The organism is Mycobacterium sp. NGS19 (assembly GCF_059813155.1).
Genome location: NZ_JCALEB010000001.1, coordinates 929,995 through 949,960 on the forward strand (window position 1 = coordinate 929,995; position 19,966 = coordinate 949,960).

The following is a 19,966-nucleotide window of genomic DNA, read 5'->3' on the forward strand; positions in this document are numbered from 1 at the left end:
ACGGGATTAAACCTTCTGCTGCGCTTCAACTTTGGCGAGCACCTGACTCATGTGAGCGCCGACCTTGGCGATGTACGGCTCGTCGATGGCCTGGATGTGCTCGCCACCGATCGGCACCACCTCGAGATCGGACACGTACTCACCCCAGCCGCCGTCGGGCTTGCGGGTGGCGTAGCGCGGCTCGAACATGATCGCGTCGTCGTGGTAGCGGTCGGCCATGTAGAGCGTGACGTGCCCGTCGTAGGGGCGGATCTGCGCGGTGTCGATGGCACGCTGATCCAGGTACGACGTGCGCTGGTGCTCGATGATCCCTCCGGGAATCTGCACACCGCTTTCCTTGACCGCGTTCAGCACGAACTGCACTTGCCCTGCGTCGTCGAGCTTTTCGAGCTCATCGTAAGGGATTTCCGGGATCTGCACGTTGAACGTGCGCTCGGCGAACCGGGCGTAACGCTCCCAGCGCTTGCGGGTCTCCTCTTTGGTCTGCGGGATCTCCTCGCCTGGCCGCACGGCATCGATGAGCCCGACGAACGGCACGTCGCAGCCCTGCTCCTTGAGCCCGATCGCACAGGCATACGCCAGCGCGCCGCCCAGCGACCAGCCGGCCAGGATGAACGGCCCGTCGCCGCCCAGTTCGCGCAGCTTCGGAATGTATTGCGCCGCACGCTCTTCGATGGTGCCCTCGACGCGCTCGAATCCGTACATCGGGGTATCGGGCGGAAGCCGCTTCAGCAGCGGCTCGTACACCACGGTCGACCCACCGGCCGCGTGGAAGACGAACACCGGCACCTTGTTCGAGCCCTCTTCGCGGGGACGGATGACGCGGACGAACCCGTCGAGCTGACCCGCTTCGAGGTGCTGGCGCACTTTGTCCGCCAGCTCTTCGATGGTCCTCGACGTCTTGACGTCCTCGACAGTAATCGGCCCGTCCGCGCGCTCCGAAAGCCGTTGCGCCATCTTCTCAGCGGTCGCGTCGTCGACCTCGGGCAGCTCGTTGAAGATGCCGCCCGGCGACTTGCCGGTGACGATCGCCCACGTCGCGAACGTGACCCGCTCCGACGCGTCGCGCGGCGGCACGTCAGCGCCAAGCGCTTCGGTGATCGCCTGCCGATTCAGCACCGCGGCGGCAGCCGCAAGATCAGACGAAGCAGCGGCACCGGCCGGGTCGGGTTTGCCTTCGCGCGGCGGCCCGGCGGGGTTGTCCGACGGCGGTGGCGGCGGAATGTTTTGTGGCTCAGGGGCTTCCGCTTGGGTTTGTGGTTCGGCTTGCGGATCAGGCGCCGGAGCGGTGACGGTCTGCACCGACGCCCCCGACAGCAGCCGCGCCTGCTCTTCGGCGATCTCGTCGGCGGTCTTGGTCTTCTGGTACTCGTGCAGCTGCTGCACTTCGTCGCGGTGTTCGATCGCGTACTCGATCAGCTTCTCGACCGCGTACAGGTTCGCGTCGCGCACAGCCTGCAGCTGGATCGGCGGCAGGTCGAAGTCGTACTCGACGCGGTTCTTGATCCGCACCGCCATCAGCGAGTCGAGGCCGAGCTCGATCAGCGGAACCTCCCACGGCAGGTCCTCGGGCTCGTATCCCATTGCGCCACCGACGATTGCGGCCAGCCGATCATGCACGGTCTCACCGGAGTCGGGCGACCACTTGGCGAACCCGGCACCGAGGTTGGCGCCCTGGGTCAGGTTGTCATGCAGGATTTCCGCGTCGGGTTGGTCCTCGGACTCCGAAGCGGCTTCCTGCGTAACAGGCTGAGCTGCAACAGTTCCCACGGCGACGGCCGACGGTAACGCCGCCACCTGGCCGGACCGCGACACGATCGCGTCATAGACCAGCGTGAACGACTCGTCGATGCGGGCATGCACCTGCACCGAAGCGCCGCCCGGGTGCCGGGTCAGCGTGGTCACCAGCCGCGCGCCGTCGCCGGGCACCGCCCGCTGCTCGGAGACCGTCAACTGGGCATCCGGAAGCACTTGCGCTGCAGCAGCTTTCACCAACGCAGCCAGATCGGTTTCGCCGCGCGGACGGTATTCCCACACGTGGCGGCCGTCGGGCATCGCGACGTGGTTGCCGGGCATCATCACCGAGCTGTCGCCCGTGAAGTGGGCGTCGAGCCAGTGCTCTTTGCGCTTGAACCGGGTCGGCGGGATGTTCGCGTAGTCGGCCGGTCCGGCAGCGCGCGTGAACAGTGTGCGGATGTCGAGGTCGTGGCCGTAGACGAACAGCTGCGCCATCGCCGCGATCATCGACTCGACTTCGTCTTGTTTGCGGGCCAGCGTCGGAATCAGCTGCGCGTCGTGCAGGCCCGCCGCAGCGGTGGTCAGGCCGACCTGCATGAGCGCCACCGGGTTCGGCGCGAGCTCCAGGAACGTGGTGTGCCCGTTGTCGACGGCGTTGCGGATGCCGTGCGTGAAGTACACGGAGTGCCGCAAGCCCTTCTTCCAGTAGTCGACGTCGTGGATCGTCTGGCCGGGGCGGATGAAGTTGCCCTCGTGCACGGTCGAGTAGTAGCCGGTGGTGATCGGCCGGGGCTGAATGCCCACCAGCTCAGCCGCGAGCTCGCCCAGCAGGGGATCCATCTGCGAGGTGTGGCTGGCACCCTTGGTCTGGAACTTGCGCGCGAACTTGCCTTCCTTCTCGCAGCGCTCGATGATCGCGTCCACCTGATCCGGCGGGCCGCCGATCACCGTCTGGCCCGGTGCCGCGTAAACGCACACCTCGAGGTCCGGGAAGTCGGAGAACACGGTCTTGATCTCGTCGGCGGAGTACTCGACGAGCGCCATCAACCGGATGTACTCGCCGAACAGCATCGCCTCGCCCTCGCCCATCAGATGCGCGCGCGAGCAGATGGTGCGCGTGGCGTCCTCCAGTGACAGGCCGCCGGAGAAGTAGGCGGCGGCCGCCTCGCCGAGCGACTGCCCGACCACCGCGGCCGGCTTGGCCCCGTGGTGGCGGAGTAGCTCACCGAGGGCCACCTGGATGGCGAAGATGACCAGCTGCACTTTCTCGATCGGCAGCTCGGTGGTCTCGTCGCTGTAATCGACCGCGTCGTCGAGGATGAGCTCAAGGATCGAGTGTCCGCGCTCTTCTTGGACCAGCGCGTCGACCTTGTTGATCCACTCGGCGAACACCTCGTTGCGCAGGTACAGGCTCTTGGCCATCTTGCGATGCTGCGCACCGAAACCGGCGAGCACCCACACCGGCCCGTTGGTCACCGGACCGTCGGCGGTGAACACGTTGGGCCGCTGCTTGCCGTCGGCGATCGCGCGCAAGCCGGCGATGGCCTCGTCGTGATCGTGGGCCAGCACCACCGCACGCGCGCGACCGTGGTTGCGGCGCGACAACGCCCGGCCGATCGACTCCAGCGACGACGCCCGGCCCTCCTCCGACTCCATCCAGTCGGCCAGCTCGGCAGCCGCGGCGCGCTTGCGCGACGTCAGGAACGCCGACACCGCCAGCGGGATCGCGGGAGCCGGCGGCGGTGACTCCTCCAGCTGCTGCAGCGCAATCTCCTTGAGCCGCAACGCTTCTTCCGTGAGCCCGGGCAGTTCGCGTTCTTCGTCGGCCGTGCTCGCGGACACCCCGTAGAAATCCGGTTCGTCCTCGTCGTCTTCGATGAGCACGCCGCCGACGTAGACACCCGTCTTCTCGGCGGGCTTCTCCTCGACCACCGGCTCGGGGTCAGGCTCCTTCTCGATCACGTCGCGGGGCAGCACTTCGCGCAGCACCAGGTGCGCGTTGGCGCCGCCGAATCCGAAGCCGGACACGCCGGCGATCGCGTAGCCGGAATACCGCGGCCAGTCGGTGACGGTGTCGGCGACCTTCAGCCGCACCGCGTCGAAGTCGATGTACGGGTTGGGACCGGCGTAGTTGATCGACGGCGGCAGCTTGTCGTGCGACAGCGCCAGCGCGATCTTGGCCAGGCTGGCCGCACCCGCGGCCGATTCGAGGTGCCCCACATTGGATTTCACTGCGCCCAGCAGCGCGGGCTTGTCGGCCGGTCGCCCCTTGCCGACGACGCGGCCCAGCGCCTCGGCCTCGATCGGGTCGCCGAGGATGGTGCCGGTGCCGTGCGCCTCGATGTAGTCGACGGTGCGTGGGTTGATGCCCGCGTCCTTGTAGGCCTTGCGCAGCACGTCGGCCTGCGCGTCGGGGTTCGGTGCCAGCAGACCGTTTGACCGGCCGTCGTGGTTGACCGCGCTGCCGGCGATCACCGCGAGGATCTGGTCGCCGTCGCGGCGGGCGTCGTCGACGCGCTTGAGCACGAGCATGCCGCCGCCCTCGGCGCGCGAATAGCCGTCGGCGTCAGAGGAGAACGACTTGATCCTGCCGTCGGCCGCCAGCACGCCGCCGACCTCGTCGAAACCGATGGTCACCATCGGGGTGATCAGCGCGTTGACGCCACCGGCCAGGGCCACGTCGCACTCGCCCGCCCGCAGCGCCTGCACCGCCTGGTGCGCTGCCACAAGCGAACTCGAGCACGCGGTGTCGACGGCCACTGACGGGCCGCGGAAGTCGTAGAAGTACGACACCCGGTTGGCGATGATGCTGCTCGCTGTGCCGGTGATCGCGTACGGGTGCGCGACGGTGGGGTCGGACACCGCCAGGAAGCTGTAGTCGTTGTTGGACGAGCCGATGTAGACGCCGACGCTCTGACCGCGCAGGCTCGAAGCCGGGATGCGCGCGTGTTCCAGTGCCTCCCAGGTCAATTCGAGCGCCATGCGCTGTTGCGGGTCGAGGTTGTCGGCCTCCATCTTCGACAGCGCGAAGAACTCCGAGTCGAAGCCCTTGATGTCTTTGAGGTAGCCGCCGCGGGTGCGGGCCTTGGCCACCCGCTCGGCGATGCGCGGCTCTTCGAGGAATTCCGACCAGCGGCCCTCGGGCAGGTCGCTGATCCCGGAGCGCCCCTCCAGGAGCGCCTGCCACGTTTCCTCGGGGGTGTTCATGTCTCCCGGGAAGCGGGTGGACAGCCCGACGATCGCGATGTCGGGCACGTCGCGCTCGCGTGACCAGTCCTCGTCGTCGTCGACGTCCTCGGCTTCCGGCTCTCCTTCGATGATCCGCGCCGCCAGCGACTCGATGGTCGGGTGCTGGAACGCGACCGTTGCCGACAGCGTCACCCCGGTGAGGTCCTCGATGTCGGCGGCCATCGCGACCGCGTCGCGCGACGAGAGCCCCAGTTCCACCATCGGGGTGGTTTCGTCGATGGCGTCCGGGGATTGGCCGGTGGCGTTGGCCACCCAGTTGCGCAGCCAGGTGCGCATCTCTGCGACGGTCTCAGGCCGGCCGCTTGCGGAGGAATCGCCGTGGGGCGTGTCGGGAATCTCGTTGTCTGTCATGGCGATTCGAGGGGTTAGTCCGCGTCGCGGGACGCGACAATCGGGGCGTCGTCGGGGAACGAGTTGGGCGAGGCGGTGCCGCCGCGAAGGCTGCCGTCGATGTAGGCGGCCCGGCAGGCGCGGCGGCCGATCTTGCCGCTGGAGGTTCGCGGGATTGTGCCCGCCGGCATCAGCAGCACGTCACGCACGGTCACGCCGTGGCGCACCGCGATCGCCGCGCGGATGTCGTCGGCGACGGGCTCGACCTCGATCTTGTGCGAGCCGGGCGCCCGTTCGGCGACGATCACCAGTTGTTCGGAGGTGTCCTCCGGGTCGTACTTCAGCCCAGCGTGCGGATTGTCGAACACCTGCTGCGGCAGCTGGTTGGCCGGCACCGAGAACGCCGCCGCGAAGCCCGGCCGGATCGCCCGGGTGGCCTCCTGCGCGGTGTACTCCAGATCCTGCGGATAGTGGTTGCGGCCGTCGATGATCACCAGCTCCTTGATCCGGCCGGTGACATAGAACTCGCCGTCGAGGAACGCGCCGAGGTCCCCCGTGCGCATCCACATCGCGTCGTCGGGCGCGCCTTCGGCGTGCGACGGGTTGGTGCGCGACTTGAGGATGTTCTTGAACGTCTCGCGGGTTTCCTCTTCCCGGTTCCAGTAGCCGGAGCCGACGTTGTTGCCGTGCACCCAGATCTCGCCGATCTGGCCGTCAGGCAATTCGCTGGCGGTGTCCGGATCGACGATCACCGCCCACTCGTCGAAACCGATCTTGCCGCACGACACCTGTGGCACCGCGTTGGGCGAACCCTCCGGCACCTCGACCAGTCGGTCTTTGACCAGCTCGTTGCGGTCGACGTTGATGATCTTCGGCGCCTGGTGCGGAATCGTCGTCGACACGAACAGCGTGGCCTCGGCCATCCCGTACGACGGCTTGATGGCCGACGGCTCCAGCCCGTACGGCGCGAACGCCTCGGTGAATTTGCGCATCGACGCCTGCGACACTGGCTCGCTGCCGTTGAGAATGGTCTGCACGTTGCTCAGGTCGAGTTCCTCGCCGTCCTTGGGCAGTCCGCGGCGCGCAGCGTGCTCGAACGCGAAGTTGGGCGCGGCCGACACCACGCGGCCGCGGTCGTCGCCCTTGACGCCGAGCTCACGCATCCAGCGGATGGGCCGACGGACGAACGCGGCCGGGGTCATGAACGTCATGTGCCGACCCAGAATCGACGGCAACATGATCGTGATCAAGCCCATGTCGTGGAAGAACGGCAGCCACGACACTCCGCGGTCGCCCTCTTCGAACTCCAGCGCGGTCATCACCTGCGCGATGTTGGTGGCCACCGCAAGGTGGGTGATCTGCACACCGGCCGGGCTGCGGGTCGAGCCCGACGTGTACTGCAGATAGGCGATGGTTTCCTCGGTGGGAGTGTCCGGCATCACCCAGGTTTCGGCGACCTCGTCGGGCACCGCGTCCACGGCGATGATGCGCGGACGCTCCTTGGCCGGGCGCTTGTGGAAGAACTTGCGGACGCCTTCCGCGGCGCCGGTGGTGGTCAGAATCGTCGAGGGGGTGCAGTCGTCGAGCACTGCGTGCAAGCGCCCGACGTGACCGGGCTCGGCCGGGTCGAACAGCGGAACGGCAATGCGGCCCGAGTAGATGGTGCCGTAGAACGACGTCAGGTAGTCGAGGTTCTGCGGGCAGAGGATCGCCACGCGGTCGTTCGGTTCGGTGACCTGCTGAAGGCGTGCGGCGATCGCACGGCTGCGCGCGGAGAACTGGCCCCACGTGATGTCGCGTTCGACGCCGTCGCGCTCGGTGGAAAAGTCCAGGAACCGGTAGGCCAGGTGGTCGGCGCGGATGCCGGCCCACCGCTCCACATGCCGGGGGATGCTGGCGCCGTGCGGGAAGCTGAGTCGTCCCGTCTTCTTGTCGATGAACGGGTTCACCCAAATCGGCACGTTCCACTCTCCTGTCGAAGCACACGCGGGGTCTGTTGTCGCTTCAAGCGGGCCGGCCATGGATCGGCTGGCGCTCCGCCGCGAAACCCCAAACCTTAAAGATCGTACAGAGGTCGGAGCGTCCGCCGCCGTCGCGTGACCCGCCGTTCACCGCCGTTGCCGCTCTTAGTTATTTCTTAATGTTAGGGGACGGCTGGTCGGCGGACCAAATCGCCTGCCCGTTCACGTCGTGAATGTTGCGAATCTGTGCTATGTCCGCAGTCTTCGCGCAAGCGGCTCATCCCCATCCGCAGTCTTCGCGCAAGCGGCTCATCCCCATCCGCAGTCTTCGCGCAAGCCTTCAGCCTCATCGCGTTTTCGGCGCGCTGTTGATCACATCGGCTGCCCAGTCGCGCGTCCAGTCCGTCGCCGAATGTCCATCGAGGTTCCAGTACTCCGTCGTGGCGTACTTCGCGTGGACCGGCTCTCCCGCCGCGCCGAGCAGTGTTTGCAGCGTGCCGGGCAGGTTCAGCACGTTGAACGCCCCGGCCGGCGCGGCGCAGATCAGATCGCCCTCGGCGCAGATCTCGTTGACGCGGTCGTTGAGCTCGCCGAAACCGCCGTCGCGTGGGCCGGTCATCGTGATGCCCGACGGGATGAACGGCATGCCCTTCAGCGTGATCTCCGCGCCCTCGCCCGGCGGGTTGGGCCCGACGTCGCGGCCGACGCCGGGCTGGCGGCGCCCGTCGGCAACCAGCGTCACGCCCAGCACCCGGCTCGCGTCGATCGGACCGCGGCCGTTGCCGATGTCGCTGGCGATGTCGCCGCCGATCACCGCTCCTTGCGAGAAGCCGACGATCACGAAGTTGGTCCGCGGACACCGGTCGGCTATGTCGGCGATCGCCTTGCGGGTGACATCGGTGCCCTGCTTGCGGCTGTCGTCGTAGCTGACCTCATTGTCACCGGACAGCGGCCGGTGGAACTGAGCGATGTAGGCAACCGTGTACACCTGCAGCCGGTCGGAGCCGAACTGCGCGCTCAGTGGACGAGTCACGTTCAGCAGCAACGCATTTGGAAACTGCGTGGGGTTGACGGGGTCTTGCTGCGGCGACGACTCCCAGGTGCCGGGAATGGACACCAGCTGCACGTCGGGACAGCCGGCGCCCTGCACCGAAGGCCGTGGCCGCAGCAGCACGAACACGACCACCGCCACCACGGCAGCCAGCACAAGCACGCCGACGAGCGCGATCACCAGGCGGCGGCGCCGCCGATTCGTACCCGCCATCGTCAGCCGTGCTTGGGATGCGGGGCCGCGTCGATCTTGGCCACCGCCCAGTTACGCGTCCACACCGTGGCCGGCTGGCCGTCGGAGCTCCAGAACTGCGTGGTGTTGTACAGCGCGTGCACCGGCTGGCCCGCGCCGCCGGCCAGCACGTCGAGCGTGGAGGGCAGGTTCGTGATGTTGAACGCTTCTTCGGGTGCCGCGCAGATCAAATCCCCCGGTGCGCAGATTTCGTTGACACGGTCGTTGAGCGCCCCGAAGCCGCCCGGTCGCGGGCCGGTCATGGTGAGCCCGAACTCCGACAGCAACGGCACCTCGTGCAACGTGATCTCGGCGCCCTGCCCCGGCGGCGTCGGCGGCACGTCTTGGCCGACGCCGGTCTGGCGGCGCCCGTCGGCGATCAGCGTCACCCCGAGCACGAGGTCCTCGTCGACGGGTCCGCGGCCGTTGCCGATGTCACTGGCAATGTCACCCGCGATCACCGCGCCCTGCGAGAAGCCGACGATCACGTAGCTGGTCAGTGGGCATCGGTTGGTCATGTCGGTCAGCGCCCGCACCGCGTTGTCCATGCCCTCTTTGCGGCTGTCGTTGTAGCTGATCTGGTTGTCCCGGGAGAACGGATTGTGGAACTGCGCGGTGTAGGGCACCGTGTACGTCTGGACCCGCGCGCCGCCGAACTGATCGGCGAGTGGCCGAGTTACGTTGAGCAGCAATGCATTTGGGAACTGCGCTGGATTCAGCGGATCCTGCTGCGGCGACGACTCCCACGTGCCGGGAATCGACAGCAGCATCACGTCGGGGCAGCTGGCGTCCTGGAACTCCGGGCGCGGCTTCTTCGGCCCGGCCGAGGTAGTGGGCGGTTGCGCGTTGGGCGGTGTGGACGGTTGGGGCGCCGAGGGTTTGGTGGCCCGCTGCATGACCACCATCAGGACGAGCCCCAGCGCCACCACCACTGCCACCGCCCCGGCGGCAGCGAGCGCGAGGATGCGGTGGCGTTTCCGCCGATTGGTGTTGGCCATGGTCTCCTGCTAGCAGAGGCGTTCGGTCGCGATGCGAATGTATGTTGCGGTCGCGGTGTCGACGTCCGCCCCGGTGGGCGGCATGGAGGTGAGGTGGGCGTCGTGCACGTCGCTGGACACCAGCGGATGCACGTAATCCCACACCGCCTGCGGGCTCTGCCTCGCAGCGCGGGCCTGGCAGACGTAGGAGCCGATGGACAGCGCCAGCAGTTCACTGGACGGATGCACGCCACCGGCATCCAGCGCGTCCAGGTAGGCGCGCTGCTGATCGGTGACCGCCAGTTTGCGCTCGCTGCCGCTGGCGCCGGCCGACGGCTGCGCAGGCGCGGCGGGCTGAATTCCCGACGCCAGCGTGGTGGTCTCGTCGGCCGGCAGCGCGACGCTGGACATCAGGCTGTTGGAGGCCGAGCAACCCGACAGCACGGCGGCCGCAAGCGTCAGCGTCGCCATTGTCGAAGACCCGGCCACGCGCCTGGAGGTCGGTTGCACGTTTCCACGGTACCGGCTGAGCGGCGGCGGCTCGGGTGAGCAACCTCGCAGTTCGCCGCCGCGTCGTCAGCTACCTGATCGCGGCCACCAGATCCCCGGTCATCGCGGCGAGCTGCGGCCCCCAGCTAGACCAGTCGTGGTTGCCGCCGGCCGGGAAGTCGAAGTGCCCGTTGTGGCCGCCGACCTGGCGGTAGTGCTGGTAGAAGAAGCGGTTCATGCCTTGGGCCTGGTCGCAGTAGCCGATCATCGCGGGCTCGTCGCTGCACGTCAGCGTCTGGGGGCTGAACACCCACAGCCGGGTGTTGTTCTGCACCAGCAACGAGATGTGCACGTCGGGGTCATGCCACTTCCAGCGGCCGAGCTGGGGCAGGCCCCACATGTTGCGGGTGTCGACGCCACCGAATCGCATCAGCCCGTCGGTGATCGCGCCGTTTTCGGTGGTCCGAGACGGCGTGAGGAAGCCCGACATCGAGCCGGCGTAGCTGTACCGGTCGGGGTGGAAGGTGGCCATCGCCACCGCGCCGTAGCCGCCCTGCGCGGCGCCGACGATCGCGTGACCGTTGGGCGCCAATCCCTTGTTGGCGGCCAGCCAGTTGGGCAGCTCGTCGGCCAGGAAGGTCTCCCACTGGCGGCTGCCGTCCTGCTCCCAGTTGGTGTACATGCTGAACGCGCCGCTGGCGGGGGCGGCCACCGAGACGCCCTTGCCGGCCAGCGTGGTCATGGCATTGCCGACCGTGACCCAGTTGCTGACGGCGTCCCCGGCGTTGAACGCGTCGAGCAGGACGACCGCGTGCGGGCCGCCGGCGAGGAAGGCGACCGGGATGTCGCGGCCCATCGCCGCCGAGGGCACCATCAGATACTCGACGGCGTCGGCTCCGGCGGTCGGTGAGACCGGGGCGGCGAACAGGCCGATTCCGAGGATGGCTGCGGCCAACACGCGGAACAGCACCCCTGCAAGCTTCATAGCCACCCTCCCTGCCGTCGCCGAATCCGCAACGTAGTGAACCACATCACGCCGACCCCGCGACACATAACTCCTGGCGCAGAAACGAGTAACGGCGACGACCGGATGGTCGCCGCCGCTACTCGATAGCGTGCTTCTACGCGGTGGGCGTAGCGCCCAGCACCCGCTGGATGTCGGGCTTCATCGCAGCCAGCTGCTGGCCCCAGTAGGCCCAGCTGTGCGTACCGGCCTCGGGGAAGTTGAACACCCCGTTCTTGCCGCCGGCGGCGATGTAGGCGTCCTTGAACGACTTGTTCGTCCGCAGGGTGAACCCTTCGAGGAACTTGGCGTTGAAGTCGCCGCCACCCAGCTCGTTGGGCTTGCCGTTGCCGCAGTACACCCAGATGCGGGTGTTGTTGTCGACGAGCTTTTGGACGTTGACCATCGGGTCGTTGCGCTTCCACGCCGGGTCGCTGGACGGGCCCCACATGTCCTCGGACTTGTAGCCGCCCGCGTCACCCATCGACAGGCCCACCAGCATCGGCCACCAGCCCTCGGACAGGTTCAAGAAGCCTGACAGGGAGGCCGCGTACGGGAACTGCTGCGGGTAGTAGATCGCCAGCGTCAGCGCCGCCGAACCGGCCATGGACAGACCGACCGCCGCGCTGCCGGTTGGCTTCACCTGGCGGTTGGCCGCCAGCCACGCCGGCAGCTCCTGGGTGAGGAACGTCTCCCACTTGTAGGTCAGGCAGCCGTTCTTGCCGCATGCCGGCTTGTACCAGTCGCTGTAGAAGCTGGACTGGCCGCCGACCGGCATCACCACGGACAGGCCGGACTGGTAGTACATCTCGAACGCGTTGGTCTCGATGTCCCAGCCGTTGTAGTCGTCTCGCGCCCGCAGGCCGTCGAGTAGGTAGACCGCCGGCGAGTTGGCGCCACCGCTTTGGAACTGAACGCGGATGTCGCGGCCCATCGCGGGCGACGGCACGTCCAGGTACTCGACCGGCAGACCGGGCCGGGAGAACGCACCCGCAGTCGCCGCGCCTCCGACGACGCCGACGAGGCCGGGCAGCAGCGCGGCCGCCACAGCGGCGACCGTCAGCCGGCGCGCCCAGCGGCCGCGCATCTTCTCAACGAACTTCATGAATATGTCCATCCCATCCTTTAGAACGCGCAACGACGGCGTCGGACGCCGTCGTGTCCCGGGTAGTCAACCACACCGTCGGTGCAGACCTGTAACCGTGAGCCTCGGGCTGACCCAGAAGTGGGAATCGTCTCCCATGTCAGGCAGAGGCCGGTTCACGCCTTCCCTCGACATCCATTGCGATGCTCACCGCGCCGTTGCGGTTTCCCCGACCCAAACGAAACCCGCAGCTCAGACGCTACGGGCCCGTCGCCGGTAAGCCAGTGTAAGGGGTGCCACGCAACGGCGGTTCACTCAACCCGCAGCGCGACAGCTCATAGCGCGGCACGCGGTCGATGCGGTAGCTCGTGAACTGATACGCGTGCACGACGTTGGACAAGAAGCGGCGTAGCGTCAGCGGTCCTCTGATCGACGTCAACACCGCGTCTGTGCTCGGGCATTTCAGGGCCGCTTTGGCTTGCCGGACCCAGTCCTCGTCGAGGTACGTCGGCAGATACGGGTGCTCCTCGAGCCACGGCCCCTCGGCCACCGCCCAGTCGGGGAACAGGTTCTTGTCGTGGCCGATCCGGGCGTGCTCCAGCCGCGCGGTGTGGGCTGCGAGCGGGTTCGCCAATCCGATCTGGTCGATCACGCGCACGTCCAGGCCGACGTTCATGCCCAGCATGCCGAGATTGGTGAAGAACACCGTGTGCGGGCCGGGCTTGGGCGGATTCGGGCCCAACGCCACCGGATCGGCGGGGACGACGTCCCACTGCGTGTAGTTGCCGGACGGCAGCAGCAGCGCGCCGTCCGGGGTGTTCTCGATTGCCTCCAGCACCGCCCGCATGCGCGGATAGTCGAGGTAGTCGGCGGCCGTCAGCGGATGGGCGTGGCCGGTGGCCTGTGCGTAGAACCGCCGCTCGTCGACGATCCCGGTGTAGGTGACCCGGGTGGCGTCGGCACCCATGCCCGGCGAATTGGCTGCCCACAGCGACCAGCCCACAATCGCCAGCCACACCGCGGCCGTGGCCCCGGCCAGCACCGTGCCGGTCTCGCGGGACAGGCGCAACCGGTCGGGCAGCACCAGCGGGATCACCGCGACAGGGGCCAGCAGACAGAACATCGGCGTCAGCAACACCCGCCCGTGCATGAAGTCGCCGCCCTGCCGAATCCAATAGAGCGCTTGCAGCAGCCCGCTGACGACGATGAGGACGACGACGGCGGCCGGGCTCTGCACCAACCGGGCGGCGCGGCTCCGGGGCTCGGTGTCGCCGTCGTTCACCCACCAGGCGCGGCTGCGGCCCGCGAGCACCAACACCGCCAGCCCGACCGTCAGGACCGCCGGGATCCACAGCGCGTACGGCCCGTTGAAGTTGGCCAGATAGACGAAGCCCTGCGACCACTTCTTTCCTGAGGCGTCCTTGGCCAGCGCCGTGCCGGGCACTAGCAGCGCGTAGTAGCCCATCCGGAAGATCTGGTAAGCCACCGGCAGCAGGCCGCCCGCCCCGACAATCAGCACCCGCACGCCCCAGTCGCGCGCGGCGATCAGCATCATCACCAGCGCCAGACCGCCGATCAATGCGAGCTCCGGACGGACCAGCACCGAGAGCCCCGCGACGAACGCCAGCGCGGCAGTGAACCCGCGGCCGGTCTGCTTCTGCTGACCCCAGCACACCAACATCCACCACAGCAGCCCGAGATACGCCAGCACCAAACCGTTTTCCAGACCGGAGGTGGCGAAGTCGCGCGCCGGCGGCACCGCGATGTACACCAGCGCACCGGCCGGCAGCAGCAAGGCCCGACGCCCGAGCAGTCCCGGCGCGTAAAGCCGTGCGGTACCGACCATCACGAAGACCATGCCCAGCACGGACAGCGTCAACGCCAGCACCAGCGCGACGTACTCCAACCGCACCGGGCCGCCGACGAGCGCACCCAGATACACCAGATACGTCCACACCGTAGACGTGTTGGCCTCTACCCGTTCCCCGACGTTGAACACAGGGCCGTTGCCCGCCAACAGGTTTCGCACTGTGCGCAGCACGATGAGTCCGTCGTCGGCGATCCAGCGCCGCTGCCACGCGCCCCAGCCGAACAACACGGCGACCACCACCACGCTGACCCACAGGCTCGCCTGCGCGGTCAGCTCCAGCCGACGCGCGCTAACGGACGAAGACGGCCGCACCAACTGTCCCGATCCACAGCAAAGCCAGGAACTGCAAGACCCGGTCGCGCAACGCGATCTCTTCCGGTTCGCCGGCCATGCCGCCGTCGACATCCACTGCGTAGCGCAGGATCGCGATGGTGAACGGGATCATCGAGATCACCCACCACGAGCCGGAGCCGCCGTCGCGCTGGAATGCGAACAGCCCGTAGCACAACACCACCGCGGTCGCCGAAAGCGTCCACACGAACCGCAGATAGGTTCCGGTGTAGCTCTCCAGCGACTTGCGGATCTTGGCGCCGGTGTGTTCGGCCAGCTGCAGCTCGGCATAACGCTTGCCGGCCACCATGAACAGCGAGCCGAACGCCATCACGAGCAAGAACCATTGCGACAACGGGATCTTCGCGGCGGCGCCACCGGCGATCGCGCGGATCAGATACGCCGACGAGACGATGCAGATGTCAAGCACCGCTTGATGTTTCAAGCCGAAGCAGTACGCCAGCTGGATCCCGATGTAGACGGCCATCACGATCGCGAGGTCCGTGTTGACGAACACCAGCGAAATCACCAGCGACGCGGCACCGAGCACCACCGCCAGGGTGTAGGCCAGCCACTCCGGCACCACGCCGGCCGCGATCGGCCGGAACCGCTTGGTGGGGTGCTGACGGTCGGCGTCGACGTCACGGACGTCGTTGACCAGGTACACCGACGAGGCCGCCATGCAGAACACGACGAATGCGATCGCCACGTCGACCAGCACGCCGCGGTAGTCGTACTTGACGTCGCCGCCCAGCGCCGCCAGCGGTGCGGCGAACACCAAGACGTTCTTCACCCACTGGCGAGGCCGGATCGCGCGGATCAGGCCGGCGATCAGGTTGTCGGGCGGCCGTGTCACCTCTGGCGCTTGCTCGCTCATGCGCTGTTCCCGATCTTCTTGAAAACCTGTCCGACCACTGCGCCGACCGCCACCCCGGTCAGCACGTCGCTGGGGTAGTGCACCCCGAGCACCATGCGCGACAACGCCATCGGCGGAACCAGCAGCACCGGCAGCGGCAGACCCGTCAGCGGTGCCATCAACACTGCGGCCGCGGTGGTGGAGGTGGCGTGCGCCGACGGAAAGCTCAGCACGCTGGGAGTGCCGACGTTCACCGCGACCGCGGGATGCGCGGGACGACGCCGACGCACCACCCGCTTGATCAGAACCGCGGCGGCGTGCGCGACGAACGCACCGGCACCGGCCAGCAGCCACTCACGGCGACGCTGCGGTTGCGCGACAGCGCCGGCAGATGACAGCACCAGCCAGCCGACGCTGTGCTCGCCGAAGTGCGACATCGCGCGGGCCACCGCCACCACGCCCGGGCGCGCGAGCGCGGACTGCACGGCCACCAGCGCGGCTACTTCGCCCCGGGGTTGGTCAACCATCGCTGCTCACCGCGGACAGAAGGACCGATTCCCAATTCTGGGTGCTGGTCAGCATCGGCAGCGCGTCCCGGTACACCCGGCGCATCTCGTCGAACCGACGGGCCAGCGTGCGCTGCCGGCGCACCGACTGGCGCAGCAGTGAGAACATCTTTCGCCGGTCCCGCTGCCGGTAGACCACCCCGCGGCTGTCGGCGGTGGTGACGGTCACGCCGTCGACGTTGCACAGCAGAAACCATCGCGAGTCCTGGGTGGGCACGTTCAGCTGGGGCCGCTGGTGATGTGCGGGGTCGGCCTTTGTCAGCTGGTGCAGGATGCCGTGGGCCAGCCGAATTGCTTTCGCGGGGGCGGTTTTCGGTTCGGCGACTCGGCCCACCATGCCCGACGGCGGCGGCAGCGCGGTTGCCGAGGGCAGCACCACCGCGTCGGGATACTGGCGGCGGATCTGATGCACGGCAGGCAACGCCGATTCCAGGATCGAGAAGATGTGCTCAGGGCCCGCGAGGAAGTCGTCGATCGCCTTGTTCTGGATCGCGACCGTCGAATACTCAAGGCAAAGAAGGTGTTTCAGCGTGGCTTTGAGCATGCTGCGTAACAGCCCGCGCACGTCGCCGTCCCAGTGCAGAGCCGCGACCACCAGGCGGTTGCGCAGATGGAAGTACGCCTGCCAGTCGATGGCGTCGTCCTTGTCGCTCCAGGCCATGTGCCAGATCGCGGTGCCCGGCATGGTCACCGTGGGGTAGCCGTGCTCGGCGGCGCGCAGTCCGTAGTCGGCGTCGTCCCACTTGATGAACAGCGGCAGCGGCTGGCCCAACTCGTCGGCCACCTGTCGCGGGATCATGCACATCCACCAGCCGTTGTAGTCGACGTCGATGCGACGGTGCAGCAGCTTGCTGTCAGGGTGATTGCCGCGCAATGGTTTCCGGGCGAAGTCGTGGTCATACTTGGCGTGCGGTGCGTGCGTCCACATGAACGTGCCGCGGTCGACCACCTCGCCCATCACGTGCAGGTGCGACGGGTCTTGAAGATTGAGCATCTGCCCACCGACGAGCGTCGGCGTTTTCGCGAACCGGTTCATCGCCAGCGCACGCAGTACCGAGTCGGGCTCGATGCGCACGTCGTCGTCCATGAACAAGATCTGTTGGCAGTCGGTGTTTTTCAGCGCCTCATACATCACTCGGCTGTAGCCGCCGGAGCCACCCAGGTTGGGCTGGTCGTGGATCGACAGGCGCTGGCCCAACGCAGCCGCGGCTTCGGCGAAGCCCGGGTGGTCACGCACCTTTGCGGTGCCCTGATCCGGCACGATCACTGCACCTATCACGTTGTCCACCAACGGGTCTGACGTCAGTGCCCGCAGCGACTGCACGCAATCGGCCGGCCGGTTGAAGGTGGGAATGCCGACCGCGATGTTCGCGACGCCGGGCGCGGGCACGGGCGCGAACCAGCCCGCGCTGTGCAGAGTGACCGCGCTGTCGGTGGTGATGTCGAACCAGATCCAGCCGCCGTCCTCGAACGGGCCCAAATCGATCTCGAATTCGACGGTCCGTTGATCGCCGGAGAATTCACGGCCTTCGACGTAGATCCGTGCGCCGGTGGCCTTGCTCCGATACACGTCGACCCGGCCCGTGCCGCTCAGCTCGGCGCGCAGCACCACCGACGTCAGCGTGGACCAGCGTCGCCAGTAGCTGGCCGGAAAAGCGTTGAAATACGTGGAGAACGACACTTCCGACTCGCTGCCGATCTGCAACGCGGTGCGGCTGGCGGCGTGTGCGCGGCGGGCGTTGGTGGCCGACTCTTCGATGTAGAGCTTGCGCACATCCAGAGGCTCGCCGGGGCGGGGCAGGATGACGCGGGCCAGCAGGCTGACGGCCTTGGTCATTCCCCGGCGCTTTCGGCAAGTGGCGTGCCATCGCGCAGGTGCGGGGCTAGTACGTTGTCGAACATGGACAGCGCGCTGGCGATCGCCATGTGCATGTCGAGGTATTGGTAGGTGCCCAGCCGACCGCCGAAAAGCACCTTGGCCGTGGCGGTTTCGGCTTTCGCACGGGCGCGGTAAGCGGCCAGCAGCGAACGGTCGCCATCGGCGTTGATCGGATAGTAGGGCTCGTCGTCGTCCGCGGCGAACCGCGAATACTCGCGCACGATCACGGTCTTGTCGGCTGGATAGTCGCGCTCCGGATGGAAGTGGCGGAACTCGAGGATCCGGGTGAACGGCACGTCGATGTCGTTGTAGTTCATCACCGGAGTCCCCTGGAAATCACCGATTTCGAGCACCTCGGTCTCGAAATCCAAAGTGCGCCAGCCCAATCGGCCCTCGGCGTAGTCGAAGTAGCGGTCCAGCGGCCCGGTATAGACCACCGGCGCGTCGGGACTGGCCGCCCGCAGTTCGTCGCGCACGTCGAACCAGTCGGTGTCCAGACGCACCTCGATGCGCTCGTCGGCGGCCATGTTCTGCAGCCACGCGGTGTAGCCGTTGACGGGCAGCCCTTCGTAGGTGTCGTTGAAGTAGCGGTTGTCGAAGGTGTAGCGCACCGGCAGCCGGGTGATGTTGCCGGCGGGCAGCTCCTTCGGGTCGGTCTGCCACTGCTTGGCGGTGTAGCCCTTGATGAATGCCTCGTAGAGCGGGCGGCCGATCAGTGAGATCGCCTTCTCTTCGAGGTTCTGCGCGTCGGCGGTGTCGATCTCGGAGGCCTGCTCGGCGATCAGCCTGCGGGCTTCCTCGGGTGAGTAGTAGCGGCCGAAGAACTGCGACACCAGACCCAGGCCCATGGGGAACTGGTAGGCCTGACCGTTGTGCATCGCGAACACGCGGTGCTGATAGCCGGTGAACTCGGTGAATTGGTTGACGTAATCCCACACTCTCTTGTTGGAGGTATGGAAGAGGTGGGCACCGTACTTGTGCACCTCGATGCCGGTCTGTGGTTCAGGCTCCGAGTAGGCGTTGCCGCCGATGTGCGGCCGCCGTTCGACGACCAGCACCCGCTTGCCCAGTTGAGTAGCCACCCGTTCGGCGATCGTCAGGCCGAAGAATCCGGAGCCGACGACAAAGAGGTCGAAGGGCCCGGAGGCCACGCGGCCGACATCACGTGAGGTCATCGGCAGCTAGGGTATCGGACCTTCACTCCCAAACCATTTCGCCAGGCTGCAGCGGTCGACGCGGGCAGGTCGCGATTGCCTTACGATTCCGTCTCGTCACTCTATTCACAGGATTCACATCCGTACCATCGGGAACGTTGGTATTGGCGGGTCGGCGCAAGTCGTCGTCCGCGGGTGCTGACCCGTAGTTGCACCTACTACGCCGACGATTTGTTGTCCAGATTGAGGAGACTTCCGTGCCGAACAGACGCCGACGCAGGCTCTCCACAGCCATGAGCGCGGTCGCCGCCCTGGCCGTGGCAAGTCCATTCGCAGTGACCGCTGTGTCTGAATTGACCGCGCAGAGTGCGCCCGCCCCCCAGCAGCACGACTTCGTGCAGGCGGCGATGGTGACCGATCTGCCCGGGGAGATCATGTCCGCGCTGCAGTCCAGTCTGTCGCAGTTCGGGATCGTGGTGCCCAACATGTCCGGCATCCTGGGCTCGAGCAGCACGCCGTCGGCGTCGCCTCTGACGTCGCCGGGCGCGCTCACCGCCACGCCAGGCAGCTTGACCGCGCCGGGGCTCACGGCGACGACGCCGGGCCTGACCGCGCCGACCCCCGGTCTGACGACGCCGACGCCGGGGCTCACGGCGCCCGCACCCGGCCTCACCGCTCCTACTCCGGGACTCACCACTCCGACGGCACCGATCACGTCGCCCCAGTCGGTGCTCGGTGACGCCGCGCTGGCGAACCCGACGCTGACTCCCGGCGCGGCCACGGCCGCGACACCGGCGGGCACCGCGACGGTGACAACGCCCGGTCTGACCACTCCGTCGACCGGCTTGGCCCCGGCGCTGACCAGCCCGCTCGGCACCACGCCGGGCCTCACGGCGCCGCCGGGAGAGGTTCCGATCAGCGCACCGCTGGGCCCGGACCCGCTGAGCGGCACCTATCCCATCCTGGGCGACCCGTTGCTGGGCGCCGCGACGCCGGCCGCAGCGCCGGCCAGCGGAGGGCTGCTGTCGGATCTGTCCAACGCCGCGTCGCAGCTCGGCGCCAGCCAGGCGATCGACCTGCTCAAGGGCGTGGTGGTGCCCTCGATCATGCAGGCGATCAAGTCGGCAGCGCCTCCCGCTGTCCCGGCGCCGGCTCCCGCGCCGACCCCTTAAGACCGCCCGGCCAAACGGCACCGCAGA

At 67.6% G+C, this 19,966-nt stretch carries 13 protein-coding genes; 1 reads left to right on the forward strand and 12 read right to left on the reverse strand.

Translation table 11 applies throughout. The features are described 5' to 3' along the window. Positions 1-6 precede the first annotated feature (6 nt). From pks13 to glf, 12 genes are all read right to left on the reverse strand, one after another. Positions 7-5,262: a polyketide synthase Pks13 gene (gene pks13 / locus AC5Y4N_RS04830; protein ID WP_499911055.1), complete on the reverse strand. Its 5,256-nt coding sequence runs from the start codon at positions 5,260-5,262 to the stop codon at positions 7-9. A gap of 89 nt (positions 5,263-5,351) precedes the next feature. Next, positions 5,352-7,271, reverse strand: a complete 1,920-nt coding sequence (gene fadD32, locus AC5Y4N_RS04835; protein WP_499911057.1) for a long-chain-fatty-acid--AMP ligase FadD32 — start codon at positions 7,269-7,271, stop codon at positions 5,352-5,354. A gap of 352 nt (positions 7,272-7,623) precedes the next feature. Then, entirely contained in the window at positions 7,624-8,541 is a 918-nt protein-coding gene (locus AC5Y4N_RS04840) for a cutinase family protein (protein ID WP_499910889.1), read from the reverse strand. A gap of 2 nt (positions 8,542-8,543) precedes the next feature. Then, the gene (culp6, locus tag AC5Y4N_RS04845; RefSeq protein ID WP_499910891.1) at positions 8,544-9,557 is read right to left on the reverse strand and encodes a carboxylesterase Culp6; all 1,014 of its coding nucleotides are present in this window, start codon (positions 9,555-9,557) and stop codon (positions 8,544-8,546) included. 9 nt (positions 9,558-9,566) lie between these two features. Beyond that, positions 9,567-10,007 (reverse strand): DUF732 domain-containing protein, encoded by a 441-nt coding sequence (locus AC5Y4N_RS04850; protein ID WP_499940456.1) that lies wholly within the window; start codon positions 10,005-10,007, stop codon positions 9,567-9,569. A 109-nt stretch (positions 10,008-10,116) separates the two neighbouring features. Continuing rightward, entirely contained in the window at positions 10,117-11,010 is an 894-nt protein-coding gene (locus tag AC5Y4N_RS04855; RefSeq protein WP_499910894.1) for an alpha/beta hydrolase-fold protein, read from the reverse strand. 136 nt (positions 11,011-11,146) lie between these two features. Continuing rightward, complete coding sequence (locus AC5Y4N_RS04860; RefSeq protein WP_499910897.1) at positions 11,147-12,133, reverse strand: esterase family protein; 987 nt, start codon at positions 12,131-12,133, stop codon at positions 11,147-11,149. Between the two features lie 238 nt (positions 12,134-12,371). Continuing rightward, the gene (gene aftB, locus AC5Y4N_RS04865) at positions 12,372-14,387 is read right to left on the reverse strand and encodes a terminal beta-(1->2)-arabinofuranosyltransferase (RefSeq protein ID WP_499910899.1); all 2,016 of its coding nucleotides are present in this window, start codon (positions 14,385-14,387) and stop codon (positions 12,372-12,374) included. Beyond that, positions 14,272-15,189, reverse strand: coding sequence for a decaprenyl-phosphate phosphoribosyltransferase (locus AC5Y4N_RS04870; protein ID WP_499910901.1), 918 nt, complete (start codon positions 15,187-15,189; stop codon positions 14,272-14,274). Before AC5Y4N_RS04870 ends, aftB begins: the two co-directional genes overlap by 116 nt. After that, entirely contained in the window at positions 15,186-15,695 is a 510-nt protein-coding gene (locus AC5Y4N_RS04875) for a phosphatase PAP2 family protein (protein WP_499910903.1), read from the reverse strand. The genes AC5Y4N_RS04870 and AC5Y4N_RS04875 overlap by 4 nt, the downstream gene beginning before the upstream one ends. After that, positions 15,688-17,571 carry a glycosyltransferase gene (locus AC5Y4N_RS04880; protein WP_499910904.1) on the reverse strand — a complete coding sequence of 628 codons (1,884 nt, stop codon included), beginning with the start codon at positions 17,569-17,571 and terminating at the stop codon, positions 15,688-15,690. Before AC5Y4N_RS04880 ends, AC5Y4N_RS04875 begins: the two co-directional genes overlap by 8 nt. Further along, positions 17,568-18,788: a UDP-galactopyranose mutase gene (gene glf / locus AC5Y4N_RS04885; RefSeq protein WP_499910906.1), complete on the reverse strand. Its 1,221-nt coding sequence runs from the start codon at positions 18,786-18,788 to the stop codon at positions 17,568-17,570. The genes AC5Y4N_RS04880 and glf overlap by 4 nt, the downstream gene beginning before the upstream one ends. Before the next feature lie 236 nt (positions 18,789-19,024). Here glf and AC5Y4N_RS04890 point away from each other — a divergent pair, with 236 nt between their 5' ends. After that, the gene (locus tag AC5Y4N_RS04890; RefSeq protein WP_499910908.1) at positions 19,025-19,939 is read left to right on the forward strand and encodes a hypothetical protein; all 915 of its coding nucleotides are present in this window, start codon (positions 19,025-19,027) and stop codon (positions 19,937-19,939) included. Positions 19,940-19,966: the final 27 nt, after the last annotated feature.

What these genes read in the sequence shown, in the direction of transcription:
- AC5Y4N_RS04850 (WP_499940456.1), bottom strand. Translation starts at nt 10,007, where the DNA reads ATGGCGACGCTGACGCTTGCGGCCGCCGTGCTGTCGGGTTGCTCGGCC.
- glf (WP_499910906.1), bottom strand. Translation starts at nt 18,788, where the DNA reads ATGACCTCACGTGATGTCGGCCGCGTGGCCTCCGGGCCCTTCGACCTC.
- pks13 (WP_499911055.1), bottom strand. Translation starts at nt 5,262, where the DNA reads ATGCGCACCTGGCTGCGCAACTGGGTGGCCAACGCCACCGGCCAATCC.
- culp6 (WP_499910891.1), bottom strand. Translation starts at nt 9,557, where the DNA reads ATGGCCAACACCAATCGGCGGAAACGCCACCGCATCCTCGCGCTCGCT.
- AC5Y4N_RS04880 (WP_499910904.1), bottom strand. Translation starts at nt 17,571, where the DNA reads ATGACCAAGGCCGTCAGCCTGCTGGCCCGCGTCATCCTGCCCCGCCCC.
- AC5Y4N_RS04860 (WP_499910897.1), bottom strand. Translation starts at nt 12,133, where the DNA reads ATGAAGTTCGTTGAGAAGATGCGCGGCCGCTGGGCGCGCCGGCTGACG.
- AC5Y4N_RS04855 (WP_499910894.1), bottom strand. Translation starts at nt 11,010, where the DNA reads ATGAAGCTTGCAGGGGTGCTGTTCCGCGTGTTGGCCGCAGCCATCCTC.
- AC5Y4N_RS04840 (WP_499910889.1), bottom strand. Translation starts at nt 8,541, where the DNA reads ATGGCGGGTACGAATCGGCGGCGCCGCCGCCTGGTGATCGCGCTCGTC.
- AC5Y4N_RS04875 (WP_499910903.1), bottom strand. Translation starts at nt 15,695, where the DNA reads ATGGTTGACCAACCCCGGGGCGAAGTAGCCGCGCTGGTGGCCGTGCAG.
- AC5Y4N_RS04870 (WP_499910901.1), bottom strand. Translation starts at nt 15,189, where the DNA reads ATGAGCGAGCAAGCGCCAGAGGTGACACGGCCGCCCGACAACCTGATC.
- aftB (WP_499910899.1), bottom strand. Translation starts at nt 14,387, where the DNA reads ATGTCGACGGCGGCATGGCCGGCGAACCGGAAGAGATCGCGTTGCGCG.